We start from the raw sequence: 11,603 nt of genomic DNA, 5'->3' as shown, positions 1-11,603 counted from the left end.
CAGCCCGGCTCAGCCCTCGGCGTCCTCGCGACGGGCGTCCGCGAGGAACCGCCTGGCGCACTCCGGGCAGATGCCATGGGTGAAGGCCGCGTCGGTGTGCTGGGAGATGTAGGTCTCCAGCTGGTTCCAGGCGCCATGGTCGTCCCGGATCTTCTTGCACGAGGAGCAGATGGGGATGATCCCGTGGAGGGTCCGGATGGTGTCGAGGGCCGTCTGGAGCTCGGCGGTCCGGGCCACGACGCGCTGTTCCAGGGTGTCCTTGAAGGCCCGCAACTCGCGGAAGGAGGCGCGGAGGGCCTCCGCCATCTGGTCGAACCGGAGCGCCAGGTGGTGCATCTCCTCGATGCCGCTGTCGGGAAGGATCAGGCGCTTCTCCGGGTCGCTGTCGAGGAGCGCGGGAAAGGCGCGGGTGGCCGCCTCCAGCTGGGCGACGGAGGTGGTGAAGCCGCGGCTGAGGACCTGGGCCAGGCTCACCGTTCCGAGGATCAGGAGGAGAAGGGCCCCGAGGCCGAGGATGCTGATCCGGGTCAGGGTGTCGATGAGGGGGGCGAAGGGCAGTTCCACCACCACCTTCCAGGGGAGCTCCGGGCCAAGGAGCCCCTCGCGGACGACGAGCGAGTGGCGCCAGCGCTGCATGCGGCTCTGGCCGAGCCGGGCCATGGGGATCCGGTGCCAGATCCCCTCGCCCAGCGGCCGCGCCTCCCCCTCCACCGGCGGGAACGCGGCCATGACGGGCAGGTCCGTCCGGGTGGTGGACACGACCAGCCCCTTCCGGTCGAGGAGCGTCAATTGGCCGTTCCCCTGGCCGGCGATGGTCTGGAGGAGCTCCCGGACGAGGTTGGTGTCGGTGATGCCGATGCAGTAGCCGTCGTACCGGCCGTTCCGGAGGATGGGCACCACCAGCGGGAAGATGGGCGCGGGACGCCCGATCCGTCCCATGGCGAGGTCCGCCACATGGGGTCGGAGGGTCTCCTTCAGGATCGGGATGTAGGGGCGGTCCGAGAAGTCCCTCCCCAGCACGGTGCGGCCCTGGTCGTCGAGGAGGGGACTGTAGGCGGTCACGATGGCGCGGTCATCCAGCACGCCGACACGCCTGAAGGCCGGCGAGGCGGTCCGGATGATGTCCGTGGCCTGCTGCCGGGCCGCGGCGTCCAGGTCCGGCCGGGCCACCAGGGCCGCCAGGGTGGCGATGGCCTGGTGGCGGTCCCCGATCCAGTCGTTGAGGGCCCGGCGGGTCACCCGGTCCAGCTCGACGCTCCGGTTCGCCAGCAGCTGCTCCTCGTTCCGGATCTCCCGCCGGAGGAAGGCCGCCAGGAACAGGAGGGCGGGGAAGGTCACGAGGGAGACCAGCGTGACGAAGACCGCGTTGCGGAAGGCGGGGCGGGGGCCTCCGCGTGGGCGGGACCGGGCCCGCCAGCTCAGGTGGAGGAGGCAGGCCAGCAGGGTGTTGACGATGCCGTTGACGGACTGCTTCAGGATGATCAGGAGGGTCGTCTCGGGCTGGATGTGCAGCACGAGGTGGTAGCACACCCAGACGATGGGGGTCCCGAGGACCACCCAGTAGAGGAGGTCGGCCAGCAGCAGGTCCCAGGATCGGCGCGAGTGCAACCCTCCCACGCACAGGGCCTCGGCCGTCGCGATCACGAGGGCCCAGGGGTGATTCCACAGGACGAGGGTCGCGCCGCCGGCGATCACCGCGGCGATCACCCCGGCCACCGGGCCGGCGAGGAGGATCGCGAGCATCACGAAGACCGATCCGAAGATGAAGTCGACGTTGAAGAAGATCTCGAAGCGGAGCAGGTTGACCAGGAAGCCCGCGGAGCCCAGCAGGAGGGCGATCAGGAACCGCTGGCGCGGGGAGAGGGTGGGCATGGGATCTCGTTCCTGCGGGCCCCGCCGCGGGGGGCGGAACGCCCGCACATGCCCGGATCGTGGGGCCGGGCGCAGGTGATCAGGAGGCCTGGTCACGGGATCTCATCGGGGATTCGGCCGCGCCGTTTGAGTACGGGTCATCCCGGGGATCGGCGGGATGGGATCGCTGGACGCAGGCTCCGGGGCCTCCCCCGGCAGGGGCGCAGGGACCTCGGAGACTCGGTGGAATCCCGCCTGGTTCCGGCCATCCAGGGCCAGGATGGGCCTTGGTGGATCGTGTCGCAGTGTAGGTTGGACCTCCATGTCCTTTGAAAAAAGACGCAAAGATCCACTTTTCTGATGGACAGATCCAAGGGCCCGGTGATTGACTCGCTCACCACGTCTTTTGAACCCAGGTAGGCCCGTCATGACGCGAACCCCAGAGGCTCCAGGGAAGTCGCAGCGCCGCTTGGCGCCTGCGCCCGGCGGGAGCCTCGCGGGAGCGATCGCGGCCGGCCGGTTCGATGTCCAGGGGGCGGCGGGTCCGATCAGGGGACCCCGTGCCTCCATCGCCAGGCGCAAGGCCGGACAGGGGAGGAAAGGCCCGGTCTCCCCGTCCGGACCCGGTGACACGGGCCAGGAGACACTCCGATGGATAACAACCCGCTTCGAACGCTCCTGCTGGTCCTGGGGGCATCCACCCTGCTCGCGGCCGCCCCGCCCTTCGACTGGCAGGTGGTGGTGAACAACGGCGACCTCGTCCCCGGGGACCCCGCCGCCCGGGTGTTCAACAGCTTCAACCAGCCCTCCCTGAACATGAACCAGCTGGTCGTGTTCCGGGGCCGGAGCAAGGGCGGCAAGGGCACGGGCGAACCCGCCCACGGCGTCTTCACCCGCGACATGGCCCAGGGGACGCCCCTGGTGACGATCTTCGACCGGGCCACCCGCGTGCCGAACCCGAACAACCTCGATTCGAGGTTCGTGGAACCGCCGTCCATTCCGCGCATCGACATGCGTGCCGCCACCGTGGCCTCCCGCGGGATCCACCAGCCGACGTGGCAGTACCAGCTGCCGGATGGCACGGACACCCGGGTGGGGACCACCGGCATCTACACCAACCCCTTCGGCCCGCTCATCGCCGGCGCCAGCAACCTCGGCAACGCGCCGGACTTCGGCTACCTCGGGGTGCCCGGGAATCCGGGCCTCAAGTTCGACATGTTCCCCGGTGCGCCCGCCGTGACCAACGGCGCCACCCTCGTGTTCAAGGGGAACTACAGCGTGCCCGATCCGGACAACCCGGGCGCCACCCTCGGCAAGACCGGCGTCTACTTCCGCAACCTGAAGGACGCCGCGCTGCCGCTGGCCGATGGTTCCGTGCTTGAGCCCGCGGGCGGCACCCGGACGGTGGTGCCCATCGCCGACACGGATACGTACATTCCCGGAACCTGCACCAAGTTCGGCTCCACCGCCCCGCCGAGCGCGGCCGGCTTCTGGGCCGTGTTCGCCGGGTTCGACAACGAGGACAACCCCACCAAGGGCGGCATCTACCTGGCGCCGCTGGTGTGGGCCAAGCCGCCCCTGTTCCCGCTGGTGAAGATCGGCGGCCAGGTGCCCGGCGAGGCCAGGGGGACCGGGTTCAATCGGCTGGGGGAGGGGGTCTCCTTCGACGGCCGCTTCGTGGCCTTCTGGGGCGCCTGGGGCACCGAGACCAGGGCCCTGACCCTGCAGTGCCCCACGGACGGGAACAAGGACCTCCTGGCCTACTGCCAGGCAACCTATCCCGATGGATTCGCGACGACGGTGCCGGTGCACCAGGGGATCTTCGTCCACGACATCCTCACCGGCGCCACGAAGGTGGTCGCGAAGACGCCCACCCAGTTCGACGACTTCGTCTTCTGGAACTTCTCCGGCCTGGTTCCCGGTACCGGGGAATCCGACGAGACCGGTGAGCCGGCCCGCTGGCGCTCCGCCTCCTTCGTGGCGGTCTCCGGCCTGGTGGACGGCTGCCTGCTGGACCGGAACTTCCACGCGGCCTTCAAGGCCCGGAAGGGCACCGTCGTGGACGGGGCCTACGTGAACCCGGTCGATGGCCTCTACCTCCGCAAGGGACCGGCCACGGACCAGGCCATCGCGACCCTGGTGGAGACCGGCATGGACGGCTCCCTGATCGATCCCGCGGCCGTGGATCCCACCGTCTTCACGCCCCTCCCGGTGTCGGCGATGGGCCTCGAGCGCGACGGCTTCCGGGGGAAGGGCCTTGCCATCACCGTGAGCATGGCCACCGAGGCCGCCGGCTGGGCGGGAGTCTACCTGACCCTGGTTCCCGACACCCTGTGATCCCGGAGCGGTACGGAGGGCCGGCGCATCCTGCGCCGGCCCTTCTCATGCGGCGCCCCCTCCGTCGAGCAGCTCCACCGGCACCGGCAGGAACTCCCGCAGGATGGCCGCGTTCTCCTGGGCGGTGGCGGCCTCGGTGCCATCGGCGCCGGGGTTGAGGATGACCGCCTCGATGCGCCAGCCGCGCAGCATGAGCGCCTCGGCGGAAAGCAGGGTGTGGTTGAGGGTGCCGAGGCCCGCGAGGGCCACGAGCACGCAGGGGATCCGGCCCCGGTCCTGGGGCCGCAGGCAGGCGCCGGAGGCGCTGCCGGGGACGGGGAGCGCGGGCGGGGCGTCCCAGTTCGAGGCCCAGGCGAGGAAGTGGAGGCCCGGGGCGAGGGGCACCATGAGGCCGCCCACGCCTTCCAGGAGGAGCCGTCCCTCGGCAGGGCGGCGGCACCATGCGGCGGTGCCGTCGAGATCGAGGGTGCGCCCTTCCCGCCGGGCCGCCGCCAGGGGGGAAAGGGGCGCCTCCAGGAGGACGTGGCTCTCGGCGGTGATGCCAGGGCCGGTGATGGCGCTGGCATCGGCCTCGGGGTGGTCCGGCCGGTCCACGCCGGTCTGGAAGGGCTTGCGGTAGGTCACGGGGGCCCAGGCGGACCAGGCCCGGGCGATGCGGCCGGACACGTGGGTCTTGCCCACGCCGGTGCCGGTTCCGAGGACCCAGAGGGGGCTGGGGAGGTCGGCGAGGTTCAGCACGGGTTCGGTGGCGTCCGTCGGGTTCAGATCAGCGCGGGGTGCCGGTCTTGAGCTGGGCCAGGGCCTGGCGGGCCTGTCCCGCCTGCTGGCTGTCGGGGGCGAGGGTGATGATCCGGTTCCAGGCCGCCTGGGCCTCCGGCAGCTTGTGGAGGTCGTTGGCGTACACGATGCCCAGGTTGAAGAGGCTCTGGAGGTGCTTGGGATCCAGCTTCTGGGCCTTCTGGAAGTTGGCCACGGCCTTGTCGAACTGGCCCAGCTCGCGGAACATCACACCCTGGTCGGTGAGCACGTTGGGGTCGTCGCCCTGGAGGGCGAGGGCCTTGGCATAGGCGGTGACGGCCTTCTGGGCCTGGTTCGAATCGAAGTAGGCGTTGCCCAGCTCCACCCAGGCGGCCCGGTTCTTCGGATCCTGGAGGGTGGCGCGTTCCAGGCCGGCGATGTTCTGCTGCTGCACGGCGCTGGGCGGCATGGCCCCCGGCGGCGTCATGCCGGGCGCGGCCCCGGGCATCCCGCCGGGCATGGCGGGGGCCGCGGTCGCCGCCGGCACGGCGGCCGCCACGACGGTGGAGGAACCCGAGCCGCTGCTGGCGCCGATGAAGTAGCCGATGAGGCCTCCGACCACGAGACCGCCGGCGAGGGCGAGGAGGATGTTCCGGTTCATGGGGGCTCCTTCCATGCGACTGGGGATTCTCCCACAGGAGGGGAACGGGGCCAGTCACAGTTGCGCCTTTCCGGGAGTCCGGCCGGGTTAGCCTCGGGGAGTGCGGCCGCCCCCTGCGGCGTGGCATCGAGGAAGGGCGCCCGTGTTCATTCTGGAAGAACCCTACGTGTCGGACCTGCTGAAGCGCGCTGCGCTGGACCTGGGGGCCCCGGTCCTGGACACGCCCATGGCCAGGCAGGCCCTCGCAGGCACGGGGCTGCGGCTGTGGGGGGACGATGCCTTCGCGGAGGCCTTCACGGGCGGAGGGCATCCCCGGATCTACGCCAACTCGGAGCACGCCATCGGGTGGGTGGCCCGGCACCTGGGCGCCACGGCGCTCCCCGGGCGGATCGCCCGCTTCAAGGACAAGCTCCGGTTCCGCGAGATGCTGGCGGACCTCTACCCGGACTACCGCTTCGCGGGGGTGGATCTGGAGGGGCTCGCCCGCTTCGATCCCCGGTCCATTCCGGCGCCGTTCGTGGTGAAGCCCGCCGTGGGCTTCTTCAGCCTGGGGGTGCGGGTGGTCCGGGATCCCGCGGCCTGGCCCGGCGTGGCGGCGGAACTCGCGGAGGCGGCCCGGCGCCAGGGGAGCCTGTACCCCGGCCAGGTGGTGGACTTCGACCGGTTCATCGTGGAGGAGGTGATCGAGGGCGAGGAGTTCGCCGTGGATGCCTACTACGACGCCGAGGGGCGGGTGGTGATCCTGGACATCCTCGGCCACCTCTTCGCCTCGGAGGAGGACGTGAGCGACCGGGTGTACTACACCTTGCCTGCCCTCATCCGCCGGTGGCGCGAGCCCTTCGCCGCCTTCCTCGAGGAGGTGGGCCGCCGGGCGGGGCTGCGGGATTTCCCGGTCCACGCGGAACTGCGGGTCGGGGCGGACGGCCGCATCGCCCCCATCGAGGTGAACCCCCTGCGGTTCGCCGGGTGGTGCGTGGCGGACATGGCCCACCACGCGTACGGGCTCAACCCCTACGCCTGCTTCCTGGAGGGCCGCGTTCCGGACTGGGAGCGCATCCTCCCGGAGCGGGAGGGGAAGGTCTTCGCGCTGGTGGTGGCGGACCTGCCCTCCCGGGTGGACCCCGCCACCCTCGAATCCGTCGACTACGAGGCCTTCCTGGCCCGTTTCCACGGGGTCCTCGAACTCCGGAAGGTGGACTTCACCCGCCACCCCGTCTTCGCCTTCCTGTTCCTGGAACTGCCGGAGGACGAGCTCCCGTCCCTGCGGGGGATCCTCGGCGAGGATCTGTCCCGCTATGCTTGCCCCCGCGAACCGACCCCCTGAGGGCGCTCGGAAGGGGTTGGAAAAATCATGATGGCGCGGCCGATGGCCGATACCCAGGTCAGGTGCCAGGGCCTCGTTCCCGCGGCATCCCCCTTGGCCCGCCTCCACCAGGTCTCCCCGTGCCCCTCCCGCATGTCAGCCACCTCCGGTCCGGTCGTCTGGCCGGCGCGCTGCTCATGGCCTTCGGCGTCCCGGTCTCCCTCGGGGGATTCTTCCTGGCCCGGGGGGCCCACCGGAGCGAGGTCCGTGCGGCCTTCCTGACCGTGGCCCAGTACCGGGCCGAGCTGGTGAGCGAAGGGCTGCATCACGGCTTCGAGACCGTGCTGGTCCTGCGGGATTTCATGGAATCCGGGCCGGTGGATCGCTCGGCATTCCAGGCCTTCGCGGGTCCCGTGCTGGCCCGCCGGCCCTTCCTGCAGGCCCTCCAGTGGCTGCCGGAGGTGGACCCCGCGAACCGGCCGGCGCTGGAGGCGGAGGCCCGCCGGGCCCATCCGGGGTTCCGCTTCTTCGGGCTGGATGCCGCGGGGAACCCGGTGCCCCTGCCCCCGGAGGCCACCTTCCATGCCGTGGATTTCGTGGCGCCCCTCTCCGGGAACGAGCCGGCCCTGGGGTTCTGCGCCCGGCACCTCGCCACCCGGGAGGAGGCCCTGGCCCGGGCCCTCCAGACCGGGTCCCTGACGTCCAGCGGGCGGATCCGCCTCATCCAGGAGACCGCCGACCAGTACGGGCTGCTGGTGATGGCCCCGGTCCCGGGCCGGACCGGTCGCCCGCCGGGCGTGGTCCAGGGCGTCTTCCGGGCCGGGGACCTGGTCCACAAGTCCCTGGCCGACGCGCCGCCTGAAGGGGTGGTGGTCCGCCTGATCGACGGGAGCGCCCCCGCGGCCGAATCCATCCTCCACATCGAGCCCTCGCCCCTTCCGCCACGGCAGGGGGGGGACTCCAGCCTCCGCCTGGTCCAGCGGTTCGACCAGGCGGGCCGGCACTGGATCGTGGCGGTGACCCCGGCCCCGGGCTACTTCCCCGTGAGCGCGGGGGTACGGGCCTGGGGCGTCCTGCTGGGAGGGCTGGCCTTCTTCGGGCTCCTGGCGGGGTACGTCCAGACCCTGCTGACCCGGGAGGCCGAGGTGCGGACCCTGGTCGACGCCCGCACCCGGGAGCTGGCGGAGGAGGTGGCGAGCCACCGGCGGGATGCGGAGGCCTTGCTCGCCAGCGAGGCCCGGTTCCGGCACCTGGTGGAGGTGATGGGCGAGGGCATGTGGGTGCTGGATGCCGAGGGGAACACCACCTTCGTCAACCGGCGCATGCGGGAGATCCTGGGCTACAGCCCCGAGGAGATGGCGGGACGGCCCCTCACGGATTTCATGTTCGCGGCGGACTTCGGCACCGCGGAGCGGAACATGGCCCAGCGGCGGGCGGGGGTCGGCGCCCAGCACGATTTCCGGTTCCGGCGGAAGGACGGGTCCGAGGTGTGGACCATCGTCACGGCCAACCCGGTCAAGGATGAATCCGGCCGGGTGGTGAGCATCCTGGGCATGATCACGGACATCACCGAGCGGCGGCGGGTCGAGGAGGCCCAGCTGCAGAGCCAGAAGCTGGAGAGCCTGGGTGTGCTGGCCGGCGGCATCGCCCACGACTTCAACAACCTCCTGACGGCCATCCTGGGGAACATCAACCTCGCCCAGCTCTGCCTCCCGCGCATCTCCCCGGCCTGGCCCTACCTCGAGAACCTGGAGAAGTCCGTCCACCGCGCCACGAACCTCACGCGGCAGATGCTCGCCTACTCCGGCCGGGGGCGGTTCGTGGTGGCGCCCATGGACCTGAACCAGGCCGTGGAGGAGATGGGCCACCTGCTGGGCGTGTCCATCTCCAAGAAGGTGGCCCTCCGGTTCCAGCTCCAGCCGGGGCTGCCCGCCATGATGGCCGAGGCCTCCCAGATCCAGCAGGTGATCATGAACCTGGTGACCAACGCCTCCGAGGCCATCGGCGAGGCCGAAGGCCTGGTGGCCATCCGCTCGGGTTCCCAGGTCTACACCGCCGAGGACCTGGCCCGGGACTTCCCCGGCCAGGCCCTCGCCCCCGGGACCTTCCTCGTCCTGGAGGTCTCGGACAACGGGCAGGGCATGGATGCGGAGACCCAGGCCCGCATCTTCGAGCCCTTCTTCACCACCAAGTTCACGGGCCGGGGCCTCGGCCTCTCCGCCATCCAGGGCATCGTGCGCGGGCACCGGGGCGGCATCCGCGTCTACAGCGAGCTCGGCAAGGGCACCACCTTCAAGCTGATCTTCCCCGCGGGGGCCGACCCGGCCCCCGACGCGGTCCGGCCCGCGGAGGCCGAGGCCTGGCGGGGCCAGGGCACCCTCCTGGTGGTGGACGACGAGGAGGAGGTCCGCATCATCGCCGAGGCGCTCCTGCGGTCCCTGGGCTTTGGGGTGATCCTGGCCGCCGACGGGCAGGAGGCCCTCGAGTTCTACCGGAAGGCGGGCGGGACGATCTCGGCCGTCCTCATGGACCTCACCATGCCCCACATGGACGGCGTGGAGACCTTCCGCGAGCTGAGGCGCCTGGACCCGGACTGCCGCGTGGTGCTGACCAGCGGCTACAACGAGCAGGAGGCCATCCACGACTTCCTGGGGAAGGGCCTCGCGGGGTTCGTCCAGAAGCCCTTCCAGCGCGACGACCTGATGCGGGCCCTGCGGAAGGCGGTGGAGGGCGGCGCTTCAGCCTAGGCCCAGGACCTCGGCGAGGGCCGCGGCCAGGGACGCCACCTCGCGCTCCTCCAGGTGGGCGCCGGTGGTGATCCGCAGGCGGGCGGAGCCTTCGGGCACCGTGGGGGGACGGACGGCCCGGACGTCGAAGCCGCGCGCCTGCAGGGCCAGGGCCAGCCGTACGGCTTCCGCGTCCGGGCCCACGGGCACCGGGACGATGGCCGAGGGGCCCCCAGGCAGGCCCAGGGCCTCCCGCAGCCGCTGGGCATGGGCCAGGGCCCGCGCCCGCCGCCAGGGCTCGGCCCGGGCGATCCGCACCCCTTCGAGGGCGGCGCCGACCACCGGCGGGGGCAGGGCGGTGGAGAAGATGAAGCCCCGGGCCGTGTTCACCAGGTGCTCCCGGAGTTCCGGGGCCGCGCAGACGAAGGCGCCGAAGGCCCCCAGCGCCTTGCCGAGGGTGCCCATGACCAGGGGCACCCGGCCGGACACGCCCTGGTGCTCCGCCAGGCCCGCTCCCGTGGCGCCCAGGAGCCCGGTGGCGTGGGCTTCGTCCACGAGCAGCAGGGCTTCGAAGCAGTCGCAGAGCTCCAGCAGGCCGGGCAGGTCGGCGGCATCGCCGTCCATGCTGAACACGGCGTCGGTGGCCACCAGGGCCAGGGCCCCCGGGGCGGCCCCCGCGCGCCAGGCCGCCATCCGTTCCGCCAGGTCCGCCAGATCCAGGTGCCGGAACACCTGCACGGCGGCGCCCCCCGCCCTGGCCAGGCGGCACCCGTCCACCAGGGAGGCGTGGTTCAGGGCGTCGGAGAAGACGGCATCGCCGGGCCCCAGGAGGGCCGGAAGGAGGGTGGCGTTGGCCTGGTAGCCCGTGTTGAAGAGGAGGCAGGCCCCGGCACCCTTCCAGGCGGCCAGGGCGGCCTCGAGGGCCTCGTGGAGGGGGGTGGTCCCCCGCAGGAGCCGGGCGGCGCCCGTGCCCGCCCCGTGGGCCCGGGCGGCGGCCGCGGCCGCCTCGGCCAGGCGCGGATCCCGCCGCAGGCCGAGGTAGTCGTTGGAGCAGACATCCAGCCCGGCGGGGGGCTGGATGGCGCGCTCCCGGCCCAGGGCCCGGCGGCGCCCGACGGACTGGCGGAGGCGGTCGAGCCAGGGGGCGGGGATCGGGGAATCGGCCATGGGGACTCCGCGGGCGGGGCGGAACTTCGGGGGCGCTGGAGGCAGGGTAAGGGGAGGGGGAATGCTAGGATCTATGGGGGATCCTCGGTGGGATCTCCCCCCTGGAGCGTGGCATGGAATATCGGCAGCCGTGGCAGCAGGTCTCCGCCGGAGCGCGGGATCGTGCCGCTTTTATCCGAAGCGTCTATCTGTGGCTCATGGGCGGATTCGCCGTGGCGGCCCTTGGGGCCCTCAGCGCGCCGATGGTGGCCCGGGCCCTGGTGCCTGTGGTGGGCAGCTTCTTCGGCTGGGTGCTCTTCGGGGTGCAGTTCGGGACCCTCCTCTTCGCCTCGGCGGTGCGCCGCCGCCAGCCCCTCAACCGGCTGGCCTTCGCCCTCTTCACCTTCGTCTCCGGGGTCATCGCGGGCCTGGTGGCCCTGGTGGTGGCCGAGGGGGCCGGCTTCCAGCCCGTGCTCACCGCCTTCGGGATGACGGGCGGGGTCTTCCTCACGCTCACCACCACGGCCTTCGTGAGCAAGAAGGACTTCAGCTTCCTGCGGAACTTCGTCATCGTCGGCATCGCCGTGATGTTCTTCGGGGGGCTGGCCGCGGCCATCTTCCACCTGGAAGCCTTCGGCCTGGTGATCTCCGGCGTGGCCGTCATCGCCTGTTCCGCCAAGCTGCTCTGGGACACCTCGACCATGCTCCGCACGGAGGACTTCAGCGATCCCGCGGGCTTCGCCCTGGCCCTCTTCGTGAGCCTCTACAACATCCTCATCGCCCTCATGAACCTCCTGGGCGGCGGACGCCGCCGCTAGACCCACCTCCGACCCCAAGGACC

Annotated in this window: 8 protein-coding genes; 4 read left to right on the top strand and 4 right to left on the bottom strand. The window is 71.7% G+C overall.

Annotated features, from left to right (window positions below):
- Nucleotides 1-9: 9 nt before the first annotated feature.
- On the bottom strand, nucleotides 10-1,872 hold the full coding sequence (locus QSJ33_RS05165) for a hypothetical protein (RefSeq protein WP_285723494.1): 1,863 nt from the start codon (nucleotides 1,870-1,872) through the stop codon (nucleotides 10-12).
- 630 nt (nucleotides 1,873-2,502) lie between these two features.
- Between QSJ33_RS05165 and QSJ33_RS05160 the strand changes: the two genes are divergently transcribed.
- Nucleotides 2,503-4,188: a hypothetical protein gene (locus QSJ33_RS05160; RefSeq protein WP_285723493.1), complete on the top strand. Its 1,686-nt coding sequence runs from the start codon at nucleotides 2,503-2,505 to the stop codon at nucleotides 4,186-4,188.
- A 45-nt stretch (nucleotides 4,189-4,233) separates the two neighbouring features.
- Here QSJ33_RS05160 and bioD read toward each other — a convergent pair whose 3' ends face one another.
- Nucleotides 4,234-4,926, bottom strand: a complete 693-nt coding sequence (gene bioD, locus QSJ33_RS05155) for a dethiobiotin synthase (protein WP_285723492.1) — start codon at nucleotides 4,924-4,926, stop codon at nucleotides 4,234-4,236.
- Between the two features lie 28 nt (nucleotides 4,927-4,954).
- Complete coding sequence (locus tag QSJ33_RS05150; protein ID WP_285723491.1) at nucleotides 4,955-5,587, bottom strand: tetratricopeptide repeat protein; 633 nt, start codon at nucleotides 5,585-5,587, stop codon at nucleotides 4,955-4,957.
- Between the two features lie 142 nt (nucleotides 5,588-5,729).
- Here QSJ33_RS05150 and QSJ33_RS05145 point away from each other — a divergent pair, with 142 nt between their 5' ends.
- Both QSJ33_RS05145 and QSJ33_RS05140 read left to right on the top strand, forming a co-directional pair.
- A complete protein-coding gene (locus tag QSJ33_RS05145; protein WP_285723490.1) occupies nucleotides 5,730-6,911 on the top strand; it encodes an ATP-grasp domain-containing protein in 1,182 nt (393 codons plus the stop codon).
- Between the two features lie 119 nt (nucleotides 6,912-7,030).
- Nucleotides 7,031-9,637 (top strand): CHASE domain-containing protein, encoded by a 2,607-nt coding sequence (locus QSJ33_RS05140; protein WP_285723489.1) that lies wholly within the window; start codon nucleotides 7,031-7,033, stop codon nucleotides 9,635-9,637.
- Here the strand turns inward: QSJ33_RS05140 and QSJ33_RS05135 are convergent.
- The gene (locus QSJ33_RS05135; RefSeq protein ID WP_285723488.1) at nucleotides 9,629-10,783 is read right to left on the bottom strand and encodes an aminotransferase class I/II-fold pyridoxal phosphate-dependent enzyme; all 1,155 of its coding nucleotides are present in this window, start codon (nucleotides 10,781-10,783) and stop codon (nucleotides 9,629-9,631) included. The two genes, QSJ33_RS05140 and QSJ33_RS05135, sit on opposite strands and share 9 nt — an antisense overlap.
- A gap of 113 nt (nucleotides 10,784-10,896) precedes the next feature.
- Here QSJ33_RS05135 and QSJ33_RS05130 point away from each other — a divergent pair, with 113 nt between their 5' ends.
- Nucleotides 10,897-11,580, top strand: a complete 684-nt coding sequence (locus QSJ33_RS05130; RefSeq protein ID WP_285723487.1) for a Bax inhibitor-1/YccA family protein — start codon at nucleotides 10,897-10,899, stop codon at nucleotides 11,578-11,580.
- The last annotated feature ends 23 nt before the right edge of the window (nucleotides 11,581-11,603 follow it).

Source organism: Geothrix rubra (assembly GCF_030268065.1).
Classification (GTDB): domain Bacteria; phylum Acidobacteriota; class Holophagae; order Holophagales; family Holophagaceae; genus Geothrix; species Geothrix rubra.
Note: the sequence above shows the minus strand (reverse complement) of the source record. Positions and strands in the feature narration are given on the sequence as shown.

What these genes read in the sequence shown, in the direction of transcription:
- QSJ33_RS05165 (WP_285723494.1), bottom strand. Translation starts at nt 1,872, where the DNA reads ATGCCCACCCTCTCCCCGCGCCAGCGGTTCCTGATCGCCCTCCTGCTG.
- QSJ33_RS05160 (WP_285723493.1), top strand. Translation starts at nt 2,503, where the DNA reads ATGGATAACAACCCGCTTCGAACGCTCCTGCTGGTCCTGGGGGCATCC.
- QSJ33_RS05150 (WP_285723491.1), bottom strand. Translation starts at nt 5,587, where the DNA reads ATGAACCGGAACATCCTCCTCGCCCTCGCCGGCGGTCTCGTGGTCGGA.
- QSJ33_RS05135 (WP_285723488.1), bottom strand. Translation starts at nt 10,783, where the DNA reads ATGGCCGATTCCCCGATCCCCGCCCCCTGGCTCGACCGCCTCCGCCAG.
- QSJ33_RS05130 (WP_285723487.1), top strand. Translation starts at nt 10,897, where the DNA reads ATGGAATATCGGCAGCCGTGGCAGCAGGTCTCCGCCGGAGCGCGGGAT.